This window comes from Geofilum sp. OHC36d9, assembly GCF_052400685.1.
In the GTDB taxonomy this organism is placed as follows: domain Bacteria; phylum Bacteroidota; class Bacteroidia; order Bacteroidales; family Marinilabiliaceae; genus CAZHHH01.
Map to the genome: position 1 here is coordinate 53,661 of NZ_JBQTGJ010000010.1, position 26,356 is coordinate 80,016.

Consider the following 26,356-nt stretch of genomic DNA (forward strand, 5'->3'; position numbering starts at 1 on the left):
TATGCTTGCTATGAATTATAAATTGCTTTTTATCCTTGTTGCCCTGTTTATCCCCGGGAGGGGTTATGTCAAGGCGCAAAACGATTCAACAAACGTTAAAACTGTATCGGGGATCGTACTGGATATGATCAGTAAACAGCCGGTTGCTTTTGCTTCAGTTACCTGCGGAGAGGTCTCTTCGTCTTTTACAGATATGGACGGTGCGTTTTCCCTCCAGATAACTGGCGAAACTGATGTTGTCTCGGTTAATTTAGTGGGATACCATTCTAAAGATGTCATTGTCGCCGGAAAGGACTCTTTAATTATATATTTAAAGGAATCGACTTCTTTTTCTTTTCAGGAGGAACTCAATACGGGCTATTTTGACATCAAACAACTTTATACGACGCAATCGGTTGCTGGGGTTAACCATCTTGATGACCTCAAAAAGCAAATGGCTTCGTCTGCTGAAGTTTCCTTTGATGGCCGGGTGGCCGGTGTTAATGCAATTGAACGTAACGGAATTAAGGGGTTGGGTTCTGACCTTTTTATAAGAGGTTATTCGTCGCTTTATTCTTCTAACCAACCCTTAGTGGTGGTTGACGGTATGATGTATGACATAAATACCTATGGGACTTCAATGATCCCAGGTTCGCGGTCAAATGCGCTAGGAGGTATTGATTTAAATGATATTGAGAGCGTCTCGGTATTGCGGGATGCGGCTTCTATATATGGTGCTAAAGCTGCGAATGGCGTTATTCTCATACGTACAAATCATGCCAATAAACAGGCCACCAGCATCGATTTTGCTATGAGTGGGGGAATTGAACAGATGCCCTCGCTTCTTCCTCTGATGGATGCCGAACAATACCGATTATATACCAACGAAATGTTGATTTCATCAGGGTTATCTCTTGATTCGGTTGCTAAAATGCCGTTTTTGAAGAATGATGCTACTGCCGCAGACTATTATACTTATAGAAATAATACCGATTGGCAAAAGAAAGTTTTTAAAGACAATTATTCCAGTAATTACGGGCTTGTCATTAAAGGGGGTGATGACGTTGCTTTGTATGCCCTTAATGTAGGGTACATGAAACAGGGTGGAACGGTTGATGATTCAGACTTTTCCCGGTTTAACCTGCGTTTCAATTCCGATATTAACATTTCAAAAAGGTTGACACTCAATTCCAATATTGGTTTTTATTATATCGAAAAATCTATAACCGGTACAGGGCTTGAAAGTGTTGCTGATCCGGTGCATCAGGCCCGAATTAAAGCGCCTTTTTTACAGCCCTATCAACAAAGTGAAACAGGCATTGTTAGTCCTGATTACAGTGATTATGATTTGTTTGGTGTGAGCAACCCTGTGTCTTTATTATCAGGGATGGAGCAGAACAGCATGAATTATCGTTTGTCGGGCTCTTTTAATTTTGATGTAAAGGTTAATGATAATCTTGATATTCAAAATCTTGTTGGTATTGTGTTTGATAAAACCCGTGAGAATGTATTCATTCCGAGCGAAGGCGTAGCTCCCGATACCGTTACTACAGGTGTTATTGAAAATAGAATGAAGACGCGTGTGTTAAGACACATGGTGGTAAATAATGATTTAAGAGCTACTTATTCAAACAGGTTTAATTATAACCATGGTTTGAAGGCTGTTGTTGGGGCTCGCTTAAGTGTGAATAATCTTGAAGAAGATTGGGGAGCCGATTATAATTCGGCCAATGACCAGATCCACACCTTGGGTTCAGGTAATTATTTACTCCGGCAGAAGGGTGGTTTTATTGGTGAATGGTCTAATTTGAATTTGTATCTTAATGCAAATTATGATTTTAAAAAGAGATACTTTTTAACCGCCAGTCTCTCTCTCGACGGGAATTCCCGTTTTGGAGCTGAGGCCGATGGCATTAGTTTGTTTGATACCGTTTTTGGCATTTTCCCTTCCGTATCTGGTGCGTGGTTGGTTTCAGCCGAACCTTTTATGAATCAGCTTAACTGGGTGGATGTGTTTAAAATTCGTGCAAGTTATGGTTTGACAGGTAACGATGATATTGGTAATTATACCTCCAAAAGATATTATAATACCATTAATTTCTTAGGATATCAGGGATCTACTCTTGGAAATCTGTGGAACCCGGAGCTTGGGTATGAGAAAAATACCAAAACTAATGTCGGATTCGATTTGGCACTGCTTAAAGAGCGGCTTAGTTTATCGGTTGATTATTATCAAAGTAAAACAACCGATATGTTTGATTACGTCACAAGTGACTATTATAGTGGTTTTGAGGGCTATTATGCAAATATTGGAGGTGTCACCACAACAGGGATGGACTTTTTTATTAATGGCCGTATTATCAACAAGCCTTTTAAATGGGATTTGGGTGTAGTTGTCTCAAATTTTACCACTAATGTGGATGAGTTATGGCATAATAAACGATTGAGTACTTTTTATGGTGCAAATATTTTGACCGCTGAAGGGCAACCGTTGAATCAGTTTTATGGCTATAAAACGCAGGGCGTATTTAGTACATCAGAAGCAGCAAGCGCTTCGGGTTTATCCAATTTGATGGATAATGGTACTATTGTGCCTTTTGGTGCAGGTGATATGATTTTTGAGGATAGAGATGGGGATTTCGTTATTGATGAAAATGATATGCAAGTGATTGGAGATCCTACACCTGATCTGTTTGGAGAAATGTCGTCTTCCATGAGATACAAAAGGTTATCGTTGGATGCTTCGGTGAGTTTTTCTTATGGTGGTGATGTTTTTAATTATATGAGATATACCATGGAGCAAATGACTGGTTTTGATAATCAAATCAGATCGGTCTTGAACAGATGGCAGTATGAGGGTCAAATGACAGAGATGCCTAAAGCAAGCTTTGGTGATCCTATGGGGAACAACCGTTTTTCTGATCGTTGGATCGAAGATGGTTCTTATGTTAGACTCAAGAGTGTTACACTCAGTTATAAAATACCTTTGCATACCTCGCTGTTTAAAAATATGGAGGCCTATATCACCGGTTTAAATCTTTACACTTTTACCGATTATAAGGGGCTTGATCCTGAATTTAGTGCTGGGGGAAGTGCTTTGGTGCAAGGTATTGATCTGGGTATGGTACCACAGAATAGAACTTTTTTGGTGGGACTTAAAATAGGGTTATAGACCTTAGAGAAGAACTGTTAAACACAAATTTAGGACACGATAAAAATATAAGCACATGAAGAGGTTTAAGTTTTATATAATTGCAGTAGTTACGTTTCTGCTAGGTGGTTGGGGGCTATTTTCCTGTACCGATGTTTTAGAAGCGGATGCTAAAGATGTTTTGTTGGCCGATGGCGCCTGGCAAACAATAGATGACGCTGATGCTGCCATTCGTGGTGTTTACGGACAGCTGAGTAATTTGGCGCCTCAGTATATAGTTCTTAATGAATTAAGAGCCGATTTGCTGGATGTTACGGAAAATGCGTCTCCCGAATTGCGCGCTTTGTCGATGCATGAAGATGGTGCTGAGAATTGTGAATACGCTGATCCCAGTCCTTTTTTCGAATTAATAAATAATTGCAATGATGTAATTAAGAATTTTGGAATTATGTATGACGAACACCTGTTGTCACGTGAAGAATATTACATGCGTTACTCAGATGTGGTGGCAGTCCGAAGCTGGACCTACTTACAGCTTTCCATGCATTTTTCCGATCAGGGAAAAGGTGGGGTACCCTACATTACAGAGCCAATTGTATCCGTTGATGATATTTTAGACTCAGAGGATTTGAATTATCTTTCACTCGAGACGATGATTGATACGCTTGTCAATGCAATGGAATCAATTCCTTATAAAGGTCTTTATACTGATGAGAATCTGCTGTTACCTGTGTCGGGTTATGATACAAAATATATGTATATCGATAAGGAATATCTTTTGGGGGAATTACATCTGTGGGATGGAAATTATAATGCCGCAGCGGTTTATTTTAAAACAATTATGGAACGAGGGTTGAGTGGAAACGATTTGTTCGATTTGTATAAGCTGCCTTATGATGCTTCAGCAACGCTAGGAGTAACCTCCAGTCGTTATAATAGTGGTTATGTCAGATATTATGAGAATGACCGTATGAGTGCCAAAAATATGTGGACTTATATGTTTATGGATGTTCAGTCTACCAATTATTCAAATGAATGGATCTGGGTTTTGTATTTCGATGGAACCTCTTCATCCAACCCTTTTCTAAAATTGTTTTCTATTGATGAAGGCGATTATCTTTTAAAACCATCGCAAAGCGCTATCGATAATTGGAACGGACAAATTCAAAGAAACGGTTTTCAGGGCGATTTTAGAGGCTATTTCCCGAATTCGTATGCAGCCTCAGGATCGTATACAATGGAAGGTGATCAGCCGGTAGCGCTTAAACAAATTATGAATTCCTATTATGGCGCCACTTACTCAACCACTGGGCAGGATGGTCAATGGCAGCTATGGCGCGCTGGAGGACTTCACCTTCGTTATTGTGAAGCAGCCAATCGGGATGGACAGTCCAAAGTTGCTTATGCGTTGATGAACAATGGTATTGGAGCTAATTATCCCAGTAAATATCCAGAGGCGACCAATAATTATACCGACTCTACTTTAAGGATGCAAACAGGGTTGGCTTTCCCTTATGATTTTGATGCCCGTATGACTGGAGTCTCGGATAATCCGCCTATGTTACGTCAACCATGGTTTCGTAATAATGGCGTTCGGAACCGGGTGTATTTACCTAATCGGGAAGTGATTGGCGATTCATTATTAGTGATTGAAGATCAATTGCTGGATGAATCTGCACTGGAACTGGCGTTTGAAGGAGAACGATGGGGCGACTTAATGCGGATCGCTTTGCGTCGGGGCGATAACTCAATATTGGCTGACAAAATAGCTGAAAAGCTGAATAGAGCCAATCAGGATGGCGAAGCGGTCAGAGCACGACTAATGGATAAGAAAAATTGGTTCCTACCTCTTCAGTAGAGGGGTAGGCGCCTGTTTATTTTATTCATGATGAAATAATCCTGTTTGAAAAGAAAAACTGCTAAATAGGAAACAGGACGTTTCGTTGGTTTTTTTATGGATAATTATGGAGGGTGTTTTAATAAAGTGAGTTTGTTTAATTTAAAACTTTTGTTATGAAAAAGAATCTTTACCAAATTGGGCTTTTACGCCGATTGTCAGGTCTGGCTTTTGCGCTGGTCTTAGCGGCGCCTTTGAGCGCACAAATGACTTGGACTGGTGCGGAAAATGATAATTTTACCTATGAAAATAACTGGGATCCAGCAGGTGATGTTTCCGGGCAAGATGTTATTATTCCTCGCGATTCATCTTACTCGGTTGCTCCCGTTATTACAGGATCAACCGATATTGCGCTTAACAGTCTGAATATTTATACCGCAGATACCGAGGCCCAGAGACCTACTTTAACCATCAATTTTGATACCGATGAAACGACATTGACTTTAGCTACAGGGAATAGTGGTGGTATCGATTGGAATTTTACGGGTATTGTTCTGAAACGTGGAACTTTTCAACACCGTTCTAAGGATAATATTGTAAGAATGGGGTCTGATGATTGTTTTATTATTGTTGAAGGTGGAACTTTCATCATACCAAAGAATCTTTTAATGGGAAATAGTAATACGCCTACCGCTGGAGGTCAGGTGCAAATAAAAGGCGGCACCTTTCAGGTTGGAAGTTTAGGCCGTCTTTATTTGACTAGAGAAGGAGGGCAGTTTATCATCACCGGAGACGGGAAACTGGTTGTTGGTGGTAACTTTTCACAGGAGTATGTTGATAACGGATGGATAAACGGAGGTAGCGATTATTCTATTGTTCGTACCTATGATGCTGTTGCTAATACAACCACTTTCTCTGCTGTATCTAATGATGTGTTTATTATTGCAAATTCAGATCGTCAGGTATTTACTGCCGGGGAAATGGGTACTGAAATTAATCTGTTGATAAATGAGAGGGTTGCAAATGCCCAAAGTTTGGTTTGGAAATATCGGATGGAAGGTGAAGAGACCTATCAGGAATTTACTCCTGCAGAAACCGGTACTTCATTTACACCATCTTTTGCAGAACCAGGAACGTATTTTGTGAGATGTGAAGGTGTTGATGCCGAAGGTGTTGATGTTCAGACTGATGATGTTGAGGTTTATGTAGGTTCAGATAAAATTTCTATTACGCCTTATTTTGATACTCAGTTTGTGCGGGTCGATACCACGTTGTATACTTTAACTGCTGAAATTGACGGTGTTTATAGTGACATAGAGTGGAAATATTCGACAACACCAGGAGGCCCTTATCTTTCTTTCGACCCAATGGCCAATACGGAGTCTTATGCACCTAAATTTGCCGAAACGGGCAACCATTATTTGGTAGTTGAAGCTACAATTGATGGTGTACCTCAACGTAGTACCGAAATATTGTTTGTTGTTGAAGGTTTGTCTTCTGTCGCTAAAGGTTTAACGTGGACCGGGGCTTTTAGTGCTGATGCTAATTATGCAGCCAATTTCGATCCAGCTGCTGCCAGTTTTAAGAATGCCTTGGTGTTCAATGCAGGTACTCCTTATGATGCAGTTTTTTCAAGCGCTTCCAATGATACTATTTATAAGTTAGAAATTTATGACGCGCTTGTTACTGTAGACAAACCCGATACCTCGATTATGAATTTGAGAGCTGACGTTTATGCCGATGGTAAGTTTGTTATTAAATCAGGTACGGTGGATCATACTTCGACTTATTTCCGGATTGAGTATGCTGCCGATACAGTGGTTGTAGAGGGAGATGGTGTTCTTAAGGTTCTTAACTTGCTGATGGCATATAGCGACGCCATGACTGAAGGAGGAGCTTTGGTGCTGAAAGATAATGCTCAGTTTTTTACTGATGTTGCTGGTCGTTTTCATTATGGCAATGATTCAACCAGCCGAATTTGGATTGATGATGCAGCAGTTGCTCATTTTACAGGTCAACAACTTAGTTTTGTAAAGGCATTGATTGATTCCGGCAAAATTGCTTGTAACGACATCAATTTTGAACCCTACTTGTGGTATGATAATGTTGCCGGTTATACGATGGTTAAAGCACTTGACACGCGTGCGTTTGCATTGGCTGATGACGCTAAGCAATACGTTGGGGTTGACACTCCTATCGGTACGGCACTTTCAACCGTTAACGGAGATAACGCTGGGTTGACTTCTTTTGCCTGGTATTGGAGTAATTCTTCTACTGGCCCGTGGACCATGTTTGAGGGTTCTGAAAATCAGGCCAACTATTCGCCTCAGTTTAGTGAGAGTGGAACCTATTTTGTAATTGCAATAGGTAGTGATGGCACGAATTCATTTGAGACACAAAATGTAGCAACTATTGAAGTTGTTGGTCTGAGTATTTCACCTGAGTCTCAGGAAATGTTAGCAGGTCAGGGTAACCAAATGGAATACATCCTGACTGAAGGCGTTACATTGGTTTCTCGTGAATGGTACGATCTTACACTTGGTGAAGAAAATGCTGTTTTACTATCTACCGATTCACTTTATACACCATCATTTACTGAATTGGGAACTTATACAATTGCCATGGTAGCTACTGTTGCAGATGAGTATAGTCAGCAATATAATCTTGTGGCTACAGCAACTGTAAAAGTTGTTTCTGAATTAACTTCTGTAGGTGATATTCGTAGTGAGGAAATCTCAATATATCCGAATCCTTCTAATGGAACCTTCTATATAAACACAGGAGGTGAATTTAGCGTTGAGGTCCTTGATATGAGTGGAACGGTTATTTTTAGCCAATCTAATCTGCAGTCCGGACAACCTCTGAATATTTCACAAAAAGGAATTTTCCTGGTAAAAGTTACATCTGCCAATGGTCAAAAAGTTGGTCGATTGGTTGTGAAATAATTTAAGTACTAAGTTTGATTTTTTATAGCAGGATGCAGCTTCGGTTGCATCCTGCTCTTTTCTCCTTTCTTCTTTATTCCTTTTTCTGGCTGCGCCAGTAAAACATTACAATTATGTTATCTTTTCAAAAAAAACCGTTTGTAAGAACCTGGTTTATATTGAGTGCGCTGTTTCTTTTATTTTCGGCAACTTTATTCTCTCAGCGAAAGATGGAGACTCTTGACCGAGGTCTTGTGGCTGTAAAAACGACTAATGGCGTTTTTGTGAGTTGGCGCATTCAAGGTTATGAATGGTACGATACTCAGTATAATATTTATCGCGATAATGTGAAATTGAATACGACGCCGTTATCAGTTTCTAATTATTTGGATGCTTCCGGCACAACAACTTCTAGTTACACTGTTAGTGCTGTTATTAAAGGCGAGGAACAGCCTCAATGTGAGGAGGTCATTCCTTGGGATAAACAATATCTCGAAATTCCGGTGGTCGATCGACCTGACGGATATGAAATAAATGATGCCACCACTGCTGATTTGGACGGTGATGGTCAATATGAAATTATAGTAAAACGTATTTATAAAGATTGGGCCAATGAATCAGCTCCCTTTTCTTACTTCGAAGCTTACCAGATGGATGGAACGCTGATGTGGGAAATTAATGTGGGGCCAAATATTTTGCCTGATGTTGAGATTAATATCGCGGCTTTCGATTTTGATGAGGACGGTAAAGCTGAGGTGTTTATGCGTACCTCCGAAGGAACTATCTTTGGCGATGGAACCCAAATTGGGGATACCGATGGTGATGGAAAAACAAATTATCGCAGTTCTGTTGGTACTGCGGCTAATATGCAATATATGAATGAGGGACCTGAATTTTTGTCTCTTATTAATGGCGAAACAGGCGTGGAGCTTGATCGTGTAGATTTTATTCCACGGGGTCAATCTTCTGATTGGGGTGATAGTTATGGGCATCGGGCTTCTAAATATTTTTTTGGCGCGCCATACCTTGATGGGCTAAAACCAAGTTTATTTATTGGTCGCGGCATCTATACAAAAACAATCATGAGAACTTATGATGTTGTTAATGATAAGTTGGTTCTTAAGTGGGAATTTAACTCGGGTACCAGTGGTGCTTATTTTGGTCAGGGAAATCACAATTATACCATTGCCGATGTGGATGGTGATGGTCGTGATGAGATAGTTTGGGGGTCGATGACCGTTGATGATGATGGTACTGGTTTGTATTCTACCGCATTAGGCCACGGTGATGCTTTGCATGTTGGCGATTTGGATCCTTATCGTAAAGGGATTGAAATTTTTAAATGTCTGGAGAATTCTCCCGTTTGGGGAACTGTTTTATACGACGGTGCCACAGGCGAAATACTCATTCATCATTTAACAACTTATGATTGTGGCCGATGCTGTGCGGCTAATATTTCAGACGATATAATAGGAGCTGCTGTTTGGGGAGGTTCTAAAATGTTTTCAGCCTCTACTTTGGAACAGGTCGGAACTGGTTCTTTGGCTGAGAATTTTAGAGTATATTGGGATGGTGATCTGTTGGAAGAATTGGTTGATCACGTGGGATTTTCAACCACAACCGGTTATGGTACTGGTGCGGTTATGAAACACGGTGTTGGAACTATTTTTAAAGCCTCAGGCGCAACGTCATGTAACTATACCAAAGGGACTCCTAGTTTACAGGCTGACTTGCTGGGCGACTGGCGTGAAGAGATTGTCTGGCGAAGAGAGGATAATAAGGCTATTCGTATTTATACAACGGTAGATCCTACTGTATACCGTAACTATTCGTTAATGCACGATCATCAATACCGTCAGGCTATCTGCTGGCAGATGTGTGGCTACAATCAGCCCCCTCATGTTAGTTATTTTCTGGGCGAAGCCGAAGGTTTAACCGTTCCACCACCACCAGTCATGAGTAATAATCGATTAGTGTATGCTGGTAGCGGTTCCTGGGACAATTCGTCGGCTATATGGAATAAGAATGGTGATGATGTGGCTTTTTCCGATGGCGAACATGTTTTGTTTGATGTCGGTGCCGGAGCTGATGTGTCTGTTGATATTTTGAATACGATGGCTCCCGAAGTACTAACCGTAAATTCTCCGGGTAATTATACGCTGACGGCTTCTACCGGAAAGCTTACCGGCAGCATGTTGTTAGTTAAACAAGGTGCCGGAACGCTTTCGCTCAATGGGACGCATGATTTTACTGGCGCCACTGATATATGGAGTGGAGCGTTGTCTGTTAATGGAGAATTGATTAATAGTGCCGTGACAGCTCAATATCATTCGGTATTAAGTGCTACAGGATTGCTTAATAATGGTGTGACGCTTCGGTATGGTTCTGTACTTTATGTTGGTGGGCAAAACCATACTGGGTCGCTTACAATTGGAGCTCAACTCCATCTTGAAGAAGGTAGTGCAATAGAGCTTGATTGGTCAGCGGTTGAGGGAGATGATGCTGATGAGTTGGTAATTGATGGTGATTTATTTTTGGATGATAATGTCAACTTGAATTTGAATGTTCAACTGGCTGATGGGACCGACCGACTTGAAGCTGGAGAGTATGTGGTGATGACGGTGTCGGGTACACTTACGGGCGACTTATCCGGGCTATCCATTAACGGTATTGAAAATAATTTGGCTTCTCTCGAGTTTAAAGATGGTGAAGTAGTTCTCGTGGTTAAGGCTACGCGTGAGGTGACTTCTATTATTTGGGATGGTGCTTTAAACCTGCAAGCCTGGGATTTTGGCCAGACAGCCAATTTTATGAATGGTGCTGTTAGTGATGTTTTTCTTGTGGGTGATGAGGTGCTTTTCACAGATGGAGCCTCTTCTACAAATGTTAATATTGTTGAGGATGTACGGCCATCAAGTATCGTTGTTAATAGTTCTGAAAATTATGTGTTTGATGGGGTTGGTAAAATCACCGGGTCTGCTTCAATACTCAAGAAAGGGACTGGAATCCTAACCATTATGAATAATAATGATTTTACCGGAAAAGTAACCATCGAAGAGGGTGTTCTGGAAGTGGCTGAGATGCCTGCCTTGAATCAAATTGGTGCTATTGGGAGTGTCTCAGAAGATGCCTCATTGTTGGAGATAAATGGCGGAGTGCTGCGTCCACTGGGTGACATGTCTGCCCAAAGAGCTGTTACGATAGGCGAAAACGGTGGCACGCTGGATGTTGATGGCAAGGTTTATTGGAACAGTTCTTTTGTCGGAAGCTGGTTAACAAAGACGGGTTCCGGACAATTAATCGTGTCTGGGATAAATAATCACGCAGGGACCATTGTTAGAGAGGGTACTCTGGTAAAGTTAAGTGATACTTCAGGACCGGGAGCCCGGTTGATTTTGGAAGGTGGTACTTTTCAGGATAATGATAACAGCTATTCATATAATACCAATAGTATGTCGATTGAGGTTCCTGAAGGTCAAAGCGGAACCATTAATCTTGACTCCAGATGTTATTACACAGGAACGCTGACCGGCAGTGGAACCTTGAATGTTAATATTCCCTTTGTTCGTTCTGATCTCAACGGAAATTGGAGCGCGTTTAGCGGTGTTATTAATGTTAATTCAACCTATTATAGTGGCGACGCCGAAATGCGTTTTAATAATACGAATGGGTTACCCCATGCTTTGGTTAATATTGGAAGTTCTGTAAATGCGTATAATATTAATGGTAAGACTATCAAGTTTGGTGCACTTACAGGGTATGGTTCTTTAACTGGAAGTCATAATTATGAGATAGGGGCTAAGAATGTGGATTGTGAGTTTGCTGGGGTGATATCGGGAGGCAGCCTTACGAAAGTAGGGACTGCGGTTTTTACACTTTCGGGAAGTAGCACCTACAGTGGGTCGACTATTATTAATGAGGGGGTATTGTCAGTTAATAACGCTTCGGGAAGTGCAACTGGAGCGGGCACTGTTTATGCCATGTCGGGAGCTACTTTGACTGGGCCTGGCTCTATTACTGGTTCTGTTTATATTGAATCAGGTGGCAAAATTATGCCTGGTAGTGGAAATTCTAGTTCAAAACTTACGGTTACGAAATCTGTTGTTATGAAATCGGGTTCTGAACTGTATGTGAAAGTAAACGGGTTATTTCAATCGGCATCCCGAATTGTTAGTTCTACTTCTTTCGTGGCCAATGGTACTTTGAATATTGAATTGACAGGCGGCTCATACGTTAGTGGAGCTTCTTTTAAAATTATTGATGCGCCGTCTATTAGTGGGACGTTTACAGCTATTGAGCCTGCTGTTCCGGCTGAAGGTTTGGTTTGGGATCTTTCTGAACTTTATTCTTCAGGGGTATTAAAAATAACAACTGCTACTTCTGTTAATGAGGCTGTAATTAATAGTTCTCTTACCATTTATCCGAACCCGGCATCCAAAATTTGTTATATAGAACTATCAGATAATGACGGTATTATGCAAGTTGTTGATGTTAATGGAAGATTAATAAAGGTGGTTGATAATACCGCTGGCTTATCACGTATCGTGCTGGATGTTTCAGATTGGCCGCAGGGTCTTTATTTTATCCATTATTTGGTCGACGGTAGGTTATTGGTCGGAAAATTTATCGTAGAATAGTTTTTTTAATCAAAGTTTCATCCGGTAGTTTGTACATCAAGTCAATTACCGGATGAAAACAATTAATAGAATTCTTATGAAGCATTTTTTACGTAATGGATTTTTGTTGGTGTTATTTGTCGCTCTGTCAGCAACTGTTCTGGCTCAACGTCAAATAGAAGTGTTGAATCGGGGCTTAATCGCTACACGAAATGGCGACAACGTGCTGGTAAGTTGGCGTTGGTTAGCCACAGATCCTGATGATGTTGCTTTTAATGTTTACCGGGATGAAGTATTGTTAAATAGTTCACCGCTTATTACCTCTACTAATTTTGTGGATGTAACTCCTGAAAATGGCATTTATACGGTTAAGACCGTTGTTGATGGCGTGGAAGGGGACGCCTCTGAAAGTACTTCTGTTTGGGATTCAAATTATATGGATATTCAACTTCAGATGCCTGAAGGAGGGACTACCCTCACTGGTGATAGTTATACTTATAGCCCCAATGATGCGAGCACTGGCGACTTGGATGGCGATGGTGTTTATGATATTGTGTTGAAATGGGATCCCTCAAATTCTAAAGATAATAGCCAGAGTGGCTACACCGGAAATGTATATATTGAAGGTTATAAATTGGATGGTAGTCATCTTTGGCGAATTGATCTTGGGATAAATATCCGTGCAGGCGCTCATTATACACAATTTTTGGTATATGACTTTGATGGCGATGGAAAAGCGGAATTGGTTTGCAGAACGGCGCCGGGAACAAAGGATGGAACAGGTAATTATCTTAGCACAGGACCAGCAGCCACAGACAATGATGCCGCTGATTATCGCAATTCGTCCGGTTATATTCTTTCGGGTCCGGAGTATCTTACCGTGTTTGATGGTGAAACAGGGGCTGAAAAGGCTACTGTTTTCTATATTCCACCAAGAGGAACTGTTAGTGATTGGGGCGATAGCTATGGCAATCGTGTTGATCGGTTTTTAGCAGCGGTTGCTTATCTTGACGGCGAGCGTCCCAGCATTGTGATGACTCGTGGTTATTATACGCGAACGGTTTTGGCAGCCTGGGATTGGGATGGCTCTGATTTGAGCCAACGTTGGGTTTTTGATAGTGATGAGTCTGGTAATAGTGCTTATTACGGTCAGGGAAACCATAATTTGGCGGTAGCTGATGTTGATAGTGATGGGAAGGATGAGATTATATTTGGTTCATGTGCTATTGACGATGATGGTACTGGCCTTCATTCTACCGGGTTAGGTCATGGTGATGCACTTCATGTAACAGATCATGACCCGTCCCGACCAGGATTAGAGATTTTTATGCCGCATGAGCATAGTGGCAAAGGAATTTCATACAGGGATGCGAATACCGGAGCTATCATCTGGCAAAAAAAGGCTTTGGGCGACATCGGCCGCGGCGTAGCTGGCGATATTTCGGCTGAATATCCCGGATCTGAGTTTTGGGCCGCCGGGATGGGCACATATAATGTTATGGGGGAAAAGATTAGTAACTCCGCGCCTGCCATGAATTTTCTTATTTGGTGGGATGGTGATTTATTGCGTGAATTACTCGATGGAACGACCATTTCTAAATATAATGGGGGGACTCTTCTCTCGGCCTCTGGTTGTTATTCTAACAATGGGACCAAATCTACACCAGCCTTACAGGCTGATTTATTAGGCGACTGGAGAGAAGAAGTTATTTATCGAACCAGCGATAATTCAAAATTGCGTATTTATACAACACCTTATGTTACCAATTATAGGTTTCATACTTTGATGCACGATCCTGTCTATCGTTTGGCTGTTGCCTGGCAAAATGTTGGTTATAACCAGCCGCCTCACGTTGGATTTTATTTGGGTGATGGGATGATTACACCACCCCAAATGCCTGTTGTACAATCTGATTTGGTGTGGAAAGGAAACCATGATTATACATGGCAGTCAGGAATTGGGGAGAATTGGTTAGCGAATGATGGATTATCGTCGGTATTTACTGATGGAAAAGGGGTCTTGTTTTCTTTGTCGGGAAATAATATGTCTGACATAGATATTATTGGTGACGTTTCGCCTTCAATGGTTAATGTTAATTCCCCAATAGATTATGTTTTTTCGGGAACCGGAAAATTGACCGGTGATATGAAATTGATCAAATCAGGGGCAGGGAAGTTAATTTTAATGCAAGCGAATGATTATACTGGAAGGACTGAAGTCTCAGGTGGTGAATTGAAAGTAGATGGGATATTGTCTGATTCAAAAGTTTTTGTGGATTCGTATGGTATGGTCGCAGGATCAGGTTCTTTGCAGTCGGGATTATCTCTTGACGGGGCAGCAGTCCTTAACCCGGGCGATGCAGGTCAAGCCGGCGTTTTAAGCATAGGAAATGTGCTTTCGATTAATGATAATGCTAAAGTTGAGTTCGATTTATCGGCTGATATTGCTGATAACAATGATAAGTTAATTGTTGATGGTGATTTTCAGATTTTGTCTGCAAATTGTCGTTTTGTGATTAATAAGTTGGAAGGAGAGCTGGCTCAAGGTGATTATCCCTTGATGACTATTTCTGGAAACATTACCGGTGATATTTCATCTGTTAGTGTCGATGGTGTTGTTGGTTATTCTTGTGTATTAAAAGTTGAAGATGGCGTGGTTTTGTTGCAGGTTGAGAAACCCAGACCTGCCGTGAAATTGGTTTGGGATGGTAGCTCCAGTAATACCTGGGATTTATTGACTTCTGACAACTGGTTGAATGATGGATTGAGTGAGGTCTTTTCGGCAGGCGACACTATTTCGTTTACCGATAATGGTAATAAGTCTGTTACTCTGGAAGGAGTTTTGCCGGTAGGACAGATTTTTTTTGAATCGTCTGAGTCTTATGATTTATCAGGGGATGGGATTTTATACGGAGAAGGAGGGCTTACGGTAAATGGCTCTGGAACTCTTTCTTTAGGAAAATATCATCAGTTTGCCGGACCTACAGTTATTAACGATGGGGTGCTTAATGTCTCTTTTTTTAATTATGGGGGGAAGCCTAGTAGTATTGGAGCTGCCTCTAAGGATCCAGATAATTTGGTGATTAATGGGGGCACGTTGCGTTATTCAGGCAATATGGTAAATACCGACAGAGGCTTGACTATTGGTGAGAAAAATGCATTTATAGAGGTGGCAGGGTCGTCTTCGCAATTAATGCTTGAAGGGGCTACAGTGGGTGATACTTTGGTTAAAACCGGTACCGGTCGGTTGATTCTTGAAGGGATTAAATCGCACAAAGTGACGGTGCTTAAGGAAGGTAGTATTTCTCTTTTTGGCGATGTTGCGTCACCCGGTTCTAAGCTAATTATTGAAGGGGGAACATTTAATTGTATGGATGATTCGTATAGTAGTAATACCATGAGTTGGTCGATTCATATGCCGGAAGGGAAGTCCGGAACACTAAATCTTGATTCTCGCGGCAGCTACACAGGTGCACTTACCGGAAGTGGTACATTGAATGTGAATATTCCATATGTACGGTCCGATCTGAATGGTGACTGGAGTGCTTTTTCAGGTACGGTGAAGTTTAATTCAACTTCTTCGGGCTCGGCTGATCTTCGCTTTAATAATAGTAAAGGATTACCCAATGCTTCTGTTAATATTGATGCTTCTATTGCTGCTTATAACGTTTCAGGTAGTAGTTTGATTTTGGGTGCTTTGACTGGTTCAGGCACGTTAGCAGGGGCATTAAATTATCAGATAGGTGCAAAGGGGGTTGATTGCGAATTTGACGGTTCTATTGCGGCCGGGAGCCTCACGAAGGTGGGGAATGGTGCGTTTACTCTTACTTCTTCAAATAATTATTCAGGATACACTTTGGTAACCGATGGCCTTTTATTGGTGAAGAATAGTTCCGGTAGTGCCACAGGTACAGGTGGAGTTACCGTGCGCGAAGCTGGTGGTATTGGTGGAACAGGTCGGATTGAAGGGGCTTTATATGTTGAGTCGGGCGGTAAGTTATATGGCGGTTATTATAACTCCAGCTCAAAGCTTACTGTTACTGGGAATGTTGTGATGAAAACCGGTTCGGCTTATTATACTCAGGTGAATGGATTGTTTATGTCGGTAAGCCAGACTATAGCTCAGGGCGGGTTTACGGCTGCCGGTGATTTGGTTGTTACTCTAACCGGTGGGACATATAGTGCCGGACAAAGTTTTAAGATTATTGATAGTGATAATATTTCAGGCAGTTTTGAATCAATTTCGCCTGAAGTCCCGGCTGAAGGGTTGTTTTGGGATCTCTCGGACCTTTATACTTTAGGAACACTAAAAGTCTCTGATGTGTCAACCGCTTTAACTCCGGTGTCCACTAAAGAATTTAAACTATATCCAAATCCGGTTGGAGATGTGTTGAATGTTAATTTGTCAGGATTATCTGAGATTGTTGATGTTCAATTGCTCGATATTACAGGTACGATCATTTTTAGCAGGAGATATTTTTCAACAGATATGATTACAGTTGATGCATCACATTTAAGTAAAGGTATTTATTTGGTAAAAGTTTTTATGGATGGAGATGTGGAAGTTCGTAAATTTTCTAAAATGTGATGAAATGATTGGGGGGTTTATCTGTGTTGTTGTATTTGTTTTTTTATTAAAGTGTTTAGGATCTAAGATATTAAATGCAGCTTTTGCTACATTTAATATCTTAGATCCTGTTTGTTAAAAGCCGAAGGCGGCTTTCATTTTTTCAAATATCTCGGTGTTTTTGTATACGCCTTTAAAGTTGTCGGCTCCGGCACCATATGCAAAAACAGGAACCATAACAGCTGTGTGTCCATCTGAGGTGAAGTCTGCTGTTACTTCCCCTTTTTCAATGTTGCCACCTTCTATTGTCATACCACCCGTTTCGTGGTCAGCTGTCACAATAACCAGTGTTTCTTTATTAGTTGCGGCAAATTCCAGTGCCAGGCCTACTGCACGATCAAAATCAAGTGTCTCTTTAATGACGTATGAGGTGTTGTTGGCATGACCGCCCCAGTCAATCATGGAGCCTTCAACCATCAGGAAAAATCCCTTTTTGCTGTTGTTACTTAGTACTTCAATTGCTTTGGTGGTGGCTTCCGGAAGTAGCTCCCCCCGTTCCGGATAGCTTTTGTTATGGGCCTCGGCCGTTAAAACAGCCAAACGACCGCTGGTGATAGCGTCTGCTTCTTCAATTGATTTGACAACTTTATAACCTTTGTTTTGTAGCTCTCCAACAAGATTCCGGTTGTCGTCGGTTCGTTCTGCAAAAAATTTGTAGCCGCCGCCAATAAATACGTCAATATCAGTTTTCAAAAAGTCGGTGGCTATTGCTTCATACATATTTCTGGACGGTTGATGTGCTATAAATGAGGCTGGGGTAGCATGTGTGATGGCTGAAGTTGAAACCAAACCGGTGGCCAGTCCATTTTTCTCACCTATTTCCAGAATGCTGGGAACTGGCACCGTATCGGTGTTTACGCCTATGCCTCCGTTATATGTTCTTTGTCCGGCAGCGAGGGCCGTCCCGCCAGCAGCCGAATCAGTAATATAATGGTCGGCACTTTGCGTTTGACTGAACCCAATATAAGGCATTTGTGTGATGTTTAAATAACCCCGGTTGGCTGTTACAGCTGAGAAAATCTGAGCCACGCCCATGCCATCTCCAATTAGAAGGATGATGTTTTTAGGTTGTTTGGCAAATTTGACTTTCTCAGGGAGTTTCACAACCTCATAGAAGTCGGAATTTTCATAGTGAGTATCCAGGTTTTTGACTTTATAGTCTTCCTGAGCAACACTGTTGGTGGCCCAGGTTAGTGTCAGGCCGACAGCTAATAGTATATGTTTCATCTTGTTTAAAATTAAATAATTCAAGAAACAAATGTGGGGTTATTTCCATAAAACAACAATATTATGAAGTAAAGGTTTTGTTATATTTTGGTTAAGGAGGGGTATATGAACCGTTTATTGAAAATTTAAGAGTAGCGTTTATAGAATTTGTTGTTTTTCTATAGAAATAGTTTTTTTTGCCTTTGAATATTGCATTATTTTTTTTAAAACTTTACTATTTTTGATTTGAAATCTGTGTTGATTGAAATAGATGTTATATCAGAATAATTAAATATCAGAATAATTAAATATCAGAATTATAAATAGATGTATTATATAAACAAATTGTAGAACTAAAAATTAGAATTATGAAAAAATTACTTATTAACTTGTTTTTTATTTTAAGTATTTCAACTTCAGTGTTTTGTCAGATAGAAGAAAAAATGAAGGATGAGGGCGTTGTATCCGGGGTCATATATAAGAATGGAGGAGAAATTGAAGGATATATAAAAATGACTGGCATGGCTTACACTAATGAGGAATGGTTTCCAGCGCCATGGCAGTTTCAGTCAGGTATAAAATTTATTCCTAAGGATGTATTTGAAAAAAATGAAAAGATAAAGAATAAGTTTTATGAAAAATATGGAGCGAAGGATTGTGATGGATATAGATATGATACTTTAGTTTACGAGTCGGTTAAATATGCTGACATGTCAGCCGTAGGCATGAATATGTTGCCAAAGAAAATGTTTATGAGAAAAGTATCCGAAGACAAAATATCACTATACCATTATTTCAACACACCTCCTGCTGTTGTATCCGGATCTGAAGGTTTTGAACCGTATTATCTTGAATGCGCTAATATATTATTTGTGTATCGAATTGGAAAAGATGGAAAATTAAAATTAGTTAATGATTTAAATATAGAAAAGGAATTGTCGGATTGTCCAATGGTATTGGAAAAACAATCAAAAGGGGAGTATAAGATTGTAGGATCAAAAGAAGAAAGTTCAGGGTTTAATAAATTAGTCAACAATTCTGTTTTTCGAGAAGAGGTCCGCTTACAGGCAATAGAAGATTACAACCAAAATTGTAAATAATGGGAGTAAAGGTTCTAAGAACAATTATAGTGGTGCTACTCATGGCACCACTTAATTTATATTCTCAGTCATTAAAGCTTGGTGGACAGATTGGATATGCAATTCCCAAAGGGAATGTTTTTGACTTAAATGGAGAAAGTTTATCCTCAGGTGGAATAGGACTGGATTTAGATGCTATGTACTACATGGAACGATTTCAATCGAAATTCGGTTTTGGATTAACTTATAATGGATCTGTTTTGTTTGGACAAACAACGACATCGGGAGTAGATATTGGAATTTATGGGTTGAATTTGTATGGTGTAAAGTTGAATTATCAAATATTTAGCAGTAAAATAACGCCTTATGTCTCCCTCTCGACCGGGGTCACGCAGTTCTCAACACCAGAGATAAAAGATGATCACAATAACATATTAAATGGTGCTGAAAAAAGTTATTCTTTTGGATTCAGACCCGAGATAGGATTAGATTTAGCAGGATTAATTCTATCTGCCGGCTATATTGTACCAATGAAGTATCGGACAATAGAAAAAAAAGCAGGGGTCTTTCAATTGTCGTTGGGGATTAGATACAATACTTTTTGATCTAGATTTAGAAAGTAATAGAGTATTAATATGAAGTGGCTCGGTAGATTAGAATGCAAATGAATGATGAATTTGTACGTTTTTGACTATGGCATATGTCTTGGTTGTGTGTAATTTTGAGACAATCGTTATGTATATAGATAGCTAAGCTATTGTTGAATGATTTATCTTAAAAATGTCGAATGTGATTTGTCAGTGAGTCTTTTGGAAGGATTGATTGTTAGGTGATACAAGCCATGGAAATTGCTTTACACACAGGAGTCTGATTAATTCTGGTGAGTTTCATCTGACAACTAAAACAAATTATAAAAAGTTGAAATCTAACTATTGTTTTTGGTAAACATAATTTAATGGTTCTATATGGGATGGGATAGTAATGTGTTAATGGCTTTTGGTTTGACTTTATTTGCCGGTTTATCAACAGGTATTGGCAGTGGTATGGCTTTTTTTGCCAAACGAACCAATACTAAGTTTTTGTCGGTTTCGTTGGGATTTTCAGCCGGTGTTATGATTTATGTGTCTTTTGTGGAGATCTTTTCCAAAGCCAAAGAATCATTGATTTTGGAGCTGGGGGAGAGGTCGGGTATGTGGCTGACTGTGGCTTCATTTTTTGGCGGGATGTTGTTGATTGCCATTATTGACCGGTTGATTCCTAATGTGGAAAATCCGCATGAAATAAACCTGGTGGAAAATATGACGGAACAGCAACGTGCCAAATCGACAAAGGATCATCGTTTGATGCGAATGGGGGTGCTAACAGGACTTGCTATTGCAATTCATAATTTTCCGGAAGGTCTGGCCACTTTTACGGCAGCCATGGCCGATCCCAATTTGGGGATTGCCATTGCGGTGGCTATTGCTATTCATAATATCCCGGAAGGGATTGCGGTTTCGGTACCGGTGTATTATGCCACCGGCGACAAAAAAAAGGCTTTCACGTTGAGTTTTTTGTCAGGACTGGCCGAACCTGTTGGGGCTTTGGTCGGGTTTCTGTTGTTGCGAACCATTATGGGGCCGTTGGTATTTGGTATTGTCTTTGCCTCAGTAGCCGGCATCATGGTGTTTATTAGTCTGGATGAATTGTTGCCTGCTGCCCGGGAGTATGGCGAGGCACATCTCTCTATCTATGGCATGTTAGCCGGTATGGCGGTGATGGCTGTTAGTTTGTTACTGTTTATTTAACGGATGGGGCTGAAGATAAAATATCTGGTTGCTTGTAGGTTGTCCACATTGATTGTTGTATATGACTAAGAAAGAACGATTCGAAAATATTATCAGTTGGTTTCAGACCAATATGCCGGTGGCCGAAACGGAGTTGCATTACAATAATTCCTATGAATTACTTGTGGCTGTTATTTTGTCGGCCCAATGTACCGACAAGCGTGTGAATCAGATTACGCCATCTTTTTTTGAGCGATATCCCACGGCCGAGGTGTTGGCACGCTCAGAAGTGTCTGAGGTCTTTGAATACATTCGTTCGTGTAGCTACCCCAATAATAAAAGTAAAAATTTGGTAGGCATGGCCCAGAAACTTACGAGCGAGTTTAAGGGGGTTATTCCTTCAGATGTAGATGAACTTCAGAAATTACCCGGTGTGGGGCGCAAAACGGCCAATGTTATTGCGTCTGTGATATTTGATAAACCGGCTTTGGCCGTTGATACGCATGTGTTTCGTGTTTCAGCGCGTTTGGGGCTCACAACCAATGCCAAAACACCCCTCGACGCCGAAAAACAATTGGTTGCACATATCCCTGAAAAGTTGCTGGCCATTGCCCACCACTGGCTCATTTTGCATGGCCGGTATGTTTGTGTGGCACGTAAACCAAAGTGCGATAAATGCGGGCTTCAGACGTGGTGTAAATTTTATCAGTCTGAAGTTAAAGTATAAATGATTATTTGTCTGTCCATAAAGCCGGGGGAGCTTTTACAGACAGACTTTGAATAGAAAATGCCCTGGCTTATAATCACCAAAGTTTTGCCGGATATTCCCCGTTCCCATGAAGTGTTGTCAATGCCTTTTTGACCATTGGTTTATCAGCCTGATACGTCACGCCAAACCATTGCGCCGGGGTGTTAATAATTTTAACCGTTGCATCCCCCGATTTGATCATATTATCGGCTTGTTTGTTGAAGTAGAACTCCGATTTCATCTCATGACCCTTCTCTTGCAGGAATTGTTTGAAACCTTCTTCCAGATGCTCAAAAAAACGGGGTTTAAAAATCCAGAAGTTCATGGACACGGGTTCGTGGCCGGTTAGTTCTGTCTGTTTATTTTCTTCGTAATAAAATATCTTGCCGTTTTCTTTGCCTATTTTGGTGCGCTCCACAATATTTGTCAGGTGGTTGCTGGCATCGGCCTGACAGACGCCGCGCGACACGGTGCCGTGTTCCGACAGGGTGTTCATGAGGGCATAGCCAATCATGGCATATTCATTGTCTTTTTGGCTGCCGGCAATAAATTCGATGGCCTGGCGGAATGAGTCTTTGCCGTAAAAGTCGTCGGCATTGATAATGGCGAATGGGGTGTGAATAGCCTCTTTGGCCATTAACATGGCATGACCGGTTCCCCATGGTTTTTCGCGTCCCTCGGGAACGGCAAAGCCCTCTGGCAGATCGTTAAGACCCTGATAGACATATTCTGTTTCAATGCGTCCCTTTAAGCGGGGTTCAAAACGCGCTTTGAAAGCCTGTGCAAAATCCTGACGGATTACAAAGACCACCTTTCCAAAACCGGCCCGTATGGCATCAAATACCGAATAGTCGATGATTGATTCGCCGTCGGGTCCCAGTTCGTCCATTTGTTTGAGGCCGCCGTAGCGGCTGCCCATTCCTGCGGCTAATATTAAAAGAGTTGGTTTCATGATTATAATTTGTTTTTAGTTGCCAGATGGAACTCCCATGAAAAGAATGATCCCCCTATGTGAGAATCAAAGATCAGCGAAGCTAATTTCTTTATCAGGGTCGTTTCATATTAACTTAGATCATTTAGTCGTTGTTCTTTTTATAATCTTCAACAATGCCAGCTGTTAGCCAATTAGCCAGCGCCTGCCTGTTGTCTTCGAGAATAAAGCGTTGCTGATCCCGAAAGTTACGAATATTTCCCAGTTCAATAAACACGGCTGGCGGATTGGTTTTGCGTAGCATATAAAGATTCCGGTGTGTCACTGTTCCGTTGAATCCTCGGCCCGGCTGATATTTATTGTAATTTTGTTGGAATAGGGTACGAAGCGTCTCCGCCATAGCTTCTCCTTTTTGACTGTTTTGATGGTAGTAGAAAAACACATCCATCTGTTTGTTTTTGCTGCGACTGTCAAGATGTATTTCAATGCAACGTTGGTAGGGTGCTTTTTCTTTTTTATGAAGATCATTGATGAGGTCGGCTCTTTGTTTGAGTCGTTCCAGCTGATCGAGCGGGATGGGTTGGCCCATTACGGTTTCGTCCTGATCGGGTGTCAGGTAGGACCTGTCACGGATGCCATCGTTGTCCTGCACTATTATGTGAACTGTTGCTTCGTGTTCCATCAGGTTTTTGGCCAGTCGCAGGGTGATATCATACGCGTATTCATCTTCATAAAGGTCCTTCTCGCCATATTTCCCAATGGCTCCCGGGTCGTAACCGCCGTGACCGCTAATAAGATAGAAAACCGCATTTTTCATGGCATTATCGGTTAAGGTAATTTTTTGATGGTCGGGCCCAAACAATGGTTCATCCCATTCTTTGGCTATCACCGGAACCAGGTATTGGTGGTGCATATATAATCCGCCGTCGGGAGCGAATTTACCCTGGTTCAGATTCTTAAATTGTTCCATGTATTCATTGGGAGCAAGCCCTTGCCGGCTAAGAAATGACCAGATGCCGTCGCCGGTCTGTGGCGCTATGCTGATGATTTCAGTTGGTGGCTGGGCTGTTGCTGCAATTGATGCCAGCAGAAATATGATTGTTTTGAAAAGAGTGTGCATTCGATGTAAAGGTTTCTGCAAAAATAGCAGATTCTTTTACCCTTTGGCCAGCCTTTTTTTTAAAGGGGCGAATATTTTTTTTCGGGTGCGTCGAAAAATCTGAGATCGGTATTTGTAGATCCCGAGCCGGACGGTGCCCAATATGGGGTTTTGCTGGCATGCTTCAGAGTAATAGCTGGCCAGCATCGACATCTCAATTGCATTGCCACCCATGCGGCGAAGGTTTGACAGACCTTGTCGTGGCGTGATTCGGCGTTTAAACGTCATGCGGTTAATATCGACCAATGAGAAAGAGTAGTTTTGGCTGGTCTGTATAACCAAAATATTTCCAACATTTAAATCTTTATGCAAAACCCCGTTTTTATGTAATTTCTCGTAAACATATATTGCAAATTGGCGAATTAGCTCATTTTGTTGTGCTCCGTTTAATCTGAACGCTGTTGTCATGGTGAAATTGTGAGGCTGGTATAACGAGAGATAGTAGCTTTGTTTTATCAACCCTTTTTTATCCCGGTATTCTATCCATGCTACAGGTTGTGGTGTGTTTATGTGTAGACTGTTTAATTTTATAGCGTTGTCGAAGCTCCGGTGGGCCTTGCTTTTCCTGAAATAGGCATACATAAGTTGGTTAAAGAGGTTTGGGGAGCCAAATGATTTGACACATAGCTTTAACTCTTTATGATCAATGATCTTTATTTCGTTACGTATGTGGTAGATGGTTTTACCCTCTTTTTGAAATGTATTGCCGATATCGGTAATATAGTTTTTCAGGTCAATAAAGTCGGGATGTATGTTATAACGAAGCATATTTGTGGGTTTTAATTGTGGTTTTACCTCCCAAAATTAATCCGCATACTTCGTGCTTTGCTGTAATTTTTACCCAATTGGAAGTTTTGACTGGTGAAGTGACTTATGCGCTGATGAGTATAAAATTAGAGCCTGTTCATAAACTAAGTGTTTGAAATCTAGCGTTCAGATACAAGGCTTGCGAAGCTGGGGAAATGTGAGTTTACTGGTGTAAACGCCCCATTTAAGATGGCCTTTACAGGCAGGCTCTAATCAGTGATTTAGAATTGTGCGAACCGTTTTTAAAGTTCAGCCCATATTCTGGCCATGGAGAAGCCGGGGGCTTCCATATTCAGATTAAGAAAATAGCCAAATGGGGTTTGAGCTGTTTCATATTGGCCGTTTTTTAGTCGTTGTTCGCATTCGTCAAGAAGTTGTTTGGTGAATTCAGCCGAAGCTTTTGTGGCTGCCAGATGAGCAAAGGAATGCAGTACCACTTTGTTGGTGTTGTTTTTGCGGGCCACCCATTTTAGGTGATTACTCAGCTTTTTCTCACGACTTTTTACCTCAAAGGTTTCGTCGTTTTCTTCAACATGTATAAAGGCCACAATACAGTCTGAAAAGTGCCCTGATGCACTGTCGGCCGATGGCTGCTCAATGTTTTGGTCTCCCAGTGAAAAGTTGAAGTTGGTGACATAAAAACTTAGTACTTTCATGTGTTGATAATTTGTTTGTTAATGTCACATGAAATTCGCCGGGTGAATCATCATTCTTTGCGTGAATCCTTTTGTCTATGGCTGTTTCTTGTGGCGTTTTTTTATATGTTATCCTTAATCCGTTGCATTTCGTTTTCAGCGAAATAAAGTAAACAAAATTCAATTAGTGTCAGCAAGAAAATATCATTTTTTTTCGGTATGCTCGTCCCGGAAATGGCCATTTATAACAGTGCCTTTGCATTTTTTTTTTGATTTTGCAGGCTTTGAATTTGATTTGTTAGTTTAAGCGATGGGTGATCTGGAAAGGCGTTTGTAAGCGCTAAATTGTAGGACCAAGTAATGACCGATGGTTGGACAAAAGAATGTTTAATGGGTGTGCTGTAACTGGTATATTGATAGTCTGTTATGGCGGGTATGCGTTTTTAGGCCAAGTATAACTCAGAAGTTTTTTTTTGCAAGTGCTATTTATAAGTAGTTATAGCGAATAGGGGTGGAGTAATATCGGCATCATTCCAGGTAGTGTCCGGAATGAAATATAACTGCGCATTACCGCCTGTCATTGGTATGAAATTGCTTAGAAGGAAGGCCCGGTGTTGCGTTAAAGTGGGTAGGTGGAGGTCAGGTGATTTTTGTATTTCAGTAATGTCAATCCAATAGTCATTGGTTGTGCCTTGCTGCAATTGGGTCACTGAACCGGGGATTCCGATAATGTTTGCTTGATTTATCCCGGCATCGGGAATAAACAGATAAATTTTATCCTTCCTTGCGTATTTTTTTTCGCATGTATTGTATAGAAGTAGCGAAATTGCTATTAGTACCGAATAAAACAGTCGTTTCATTATAATCAATTGTTTTTATTGGTGTTCAGTG

15 protein-coding genes are annotated in these 26,356 nt (G+C 41.0%); 9 read left to right on the plus strand and 6 right to left on the minus strand.

What is annotated here, in order from left to right; translation table 11 throughout:
- The first annotated feature begins 10 nt into the window (after positions 1-10).
- The 5 genes from ACT3CD_RS11270 (at position 11) to ACT3CD_RS11290 (ending at position 17,095) form a co-directional block, all read left to right on the plus strand.
- A complete protein-coding gene (locus tag ACT3CD_RS11270; protein WP_444645730.1) occupies positions 11-3,151 on the plus strand; it encodes a SusC/RagA family TonB-linked outer membrane protein in 3,141 nt (1,046 codons plus the stop codon).
- A gap of 55 nt (positions 3,152-3,206) precedes the next feature.
- Complete coding sequence (locus ACT3CD_RS11275) at positions 3,207-4,988, plus strand: RagB/SusD family nutrient uptake outer membrane protein (RefSeq protein ID WP_444645731.1); 1,782 nt, start codon at positions 3,207-3,209, stop codon at positions 4,986-4,988.
- 155 nt (positions 4,989-5,143) lie between these two features.
- Complete coding sequence (locus ACT3CD_RS11280) at positions 5,144-7,912, plus strand: T9SS type A sorting domain-containing protein (RefSeq protein WP_444645732.1); 2,769 nt, start codon at positions 5,144-5,146, stop codon at positions 7,910-7,912.
- A gap of 113 nt (positions 7,913-8,025) precedes the next feature.
- Positions 8,026-12,528, plus strand: coding sequence for a rhamnogalacturonan lyase family protein (locus ACT3CD_RS11285; protein ID WP_444645733.1), 4,503 nt, complete (start codon positions 8,026-8,028; stop codon positions 12,526-12,528).
- 76 nt (positions 12,529-12,604) lie between these two features.
- Positions 12,605-17,095, plus strand: coding sequence for a rhamnogalacturonan lyase family protein (locus ACT3CD_RS11290; RefSeq protein ID WP_444645734.1), 4,491 nt, complete (start codon positions 12,605-12,607; stop codon positions 17,093-17,095).
- Positions 17,096-17,209: 114 nt separating this feature from the next.
- Here ACT3CD_RS11290 and ACT3CD_RS11295 read toward each other — a convergent pair whose 3' ends face one another.
- Positions 17,210-18,361: an alkaline phosphatase gene (locus ACT3CD_RS11295; RefSeq protein WP_444645735.1), complete on the minus strand. Its 1,152-nt coding sequence runs from the start codon at positions 18,359-18,361 to the stop codon at positions 17,210-17,212.
- Positions 18,362-18,708: 347 nt separating this feature from the next.
- Here ACT3CD_RS11295 and ACT3CD_RS11300 point away from each other — a divergent pair, with 347 nt between their 5' ends.
- The 4 genes from ACT3CD_RS11300 (at position 18,709) to nth (ending at position 21,912) form a co-directional block, all read left to right on the plus strand.
- Positions 18,709-19,440, plus strand: a complete 732-nt coding sequence (locus ACT3CD_RS11300; protein WP_444645736.1) for a hypothetical protein — start codon at positions 18,709-18,711, stop codon at positions 19,438-19,440.
- The gene (locus ACT3CD_RS11305) at positions 19,440-20,024 is read left to right on the plus strand and encodes a hypothetical protein (RefSeq protein WP_444645737.1); all 585 of its coding nucleotides are present in this window, start codon (positions 19,440-19,442) and stop codon (positions 20,022-20,024) included. Before ACT3CD_RS11300 ends, ACT3CD_RS11305 begins: the two co-directional genes overlap by 1 nt.
- Positions 20,025-20,384: 360 nt before the next feature.
- Entirely contained in the window at positions 20,385-21,206 is an 822-nt protein-coding gene (gene zupT, locus ACT3CD_RS11310) for a zinc transporter ZupT (RefSeq protein WP_444645738.1), read from the plus strand.
- 61 nt (positions 21,207-21,267) lie between these two features.
- Positions 21,268-21,912, plus strand: coding sequence for an endonuclease III (nth, locus tag ACT3CD_RS11315; RefSeq protein ID WP_444645739.1), 645 nt, complete (start codon positions 21,268-21,270; stop codon positions 21,910-21,912).
- A gap of 76 nt (positions 21,913-21,988) precedes the next feature.
- Here nth and ACT3CD_RS11320 read toward each other — a convergent pair whose 3' ends face one another.
- From ACT3CD_RS11320 to ACT3CD_RS11340, 5 genes are all read right to left on the minus strand, one after another.
- Entirely contained in the window at positions 21,989-22,885 is an 897-nt protein-coding gene (locus ACT3CD_RS11320; RefSeq protein WP_444645740.1) for a nucleotidyltransferase family protein, read from the minus strand.
- Between the two features lie 124 nt (positions 22,886-23,009).
- Complete coding sequence (locus tag ACT3CD_RS11325; protein ID WP_444645741.1) at positions 23,010-23,984, minus strand: N-acetylmuramoyl-L-alanine amidase family protein; 975 nt, start codon at positions 23,982-23,984, stop codon at positions 23,010-23,012.
- A 36-nt stretch (positions 23,985-24,020) separates the two neighbouring features.
- Complete coding sequence (locus ACT3CD_RS11330; protein ID WP_444645742.1) at positions 24,021-24,791, minus strand: lipopolysaccharide kinase InaA family protein; 771 nt, start codon at positions 24,789-24,791, stop codon at positions 24,021-24,023.
- A 281-nt stretch (positions 24,792-25,072) separates the two neighbouring features.
- Positions 25,073-25,486, minus strand: a complete 414-nt coding sequence (locus ACT3CD_RS11335) for a threonyl-tRNA synthetase editing domain-containing protein (protein WP_444645743.1) — start codon at positions 25,484-25,486, stop codon at positions 25,073-25,075.
- Positions 25,487-25,947: 461 nt separating this feature from the next.
- The gene (locus ACT3CD_RS11340) at positions 25,948-26,325 is read right to left on the minus strand and encodes a hypothetical protein (RefSeq protein ID WP_444645744.1); all 378 of its coding nucleotides are present in this window, start codon (positions 26,323-26,325) and stop codon (positions 25,948-25,950) included.
- Positions 26,326-26,356: the final 31 nt, after the last annotated feature.

Coding starts and splice junctions, on each gene's coding strand:
- zupT (WP_444645738.1), top strand. CDS start 20,385: ATGGGATGGGATAGTAATGTGTTAATGGCTTTTGGTTTGACTTTATTT.
- ACT3CD_RS11285 (WP_444645733.1), top strand. CDS start 8,026: ATGTTATCTTTTCAAAAAAAACCGTTTGTAAGAACCTGGTTTATATTG.
- ACT3CD_RS11280 (WP_444645732.1), top strand. CDS start 5,144: ATGAAAAAGAATCTTTACCAAATTGGGCTTTTACGCCGATTGTCAGGT.
- ACT3CD_RS11295 (WP_444645735.1), bottom strand. CDS start 18,361: ATGAAACATATACTATTAGCTGTCGGCCTGACACTAACCTGGGCCACC.
- ACT3CD_RS11320 (WP_444645740.1), bottom strand. CDS start 22,885: ATGAAACCAACTCTTTTAATATTAGCCGCAGGAATGGGCAGCCGCTAC.
- ACT3CD_RS11305 (WP_444645737.1), top strand. CDS start 19,440: ATGGGAGTAAAGGTTCTAAGAACAATTATAGTGGTGCTACTCATGGCA.
- ACT3CD_RS11290 (WP_444645734.1), top strand. CDS start 12,605: ATGAAGCATTTTTTACGTAATGGATTTTTGTTGGTGTTATTTGTCGCT.
- ACT3CD_RS11270 (WP_444645730.1), top strand. CDS start 11: ATGAATTATAAATTGCTTTTTATCCTTGTTGCCCTGTTTATCCCCGGG.
- ACT3CD_RS11275 (WP_444645731.1), top strand. CDS start 3,207: ATGAAGAGGTTTAAGTTTTATATAATTGCAGTAGTTACGTTTCTGCTA.
- nth (WP_444645739.1), top strand. CDS start 21,268: ATGACTAAGAAAGAACGATTCGAAAATATTATCAGTTGGTTTCAGACC.
- ACT3CD_RS11300 (WP_444645736.1), top strand. CDS start 18,709: ATGAAAAAATTACTTATTAACTTGTTTTTTATTTTAAGTATTTCAACT.
- ACT3CD_RS11325 (WP_444645741.1), bottom strand. CDS start 23,984: ATGCACACTCTTTTCAAAACAATCATATTTCTGCTGGCATCAATTGCA.
- ACT3CD_RS11340 (WP_444645744.1), bottom strand. CDS start 26,325: ATGAAACGACTGTTTTATTCGGTACTAATAGCAATTTCGCTACTTCTA.
- ACT3CD_RS11330 (WP_444645742.1), bottom strand. CDS start 24,791: ATGCTTCGTTATAACATACATCCCGACTTTATTGACCTGAAAAACTAT.
- ACT3CD_RS11335 (WP_444645743.1), bottom strand. CDS start 25,486: ATGAAAGTACTAAGTTTTTATGTCACCAACTTCAACTTTTCACTGGGA.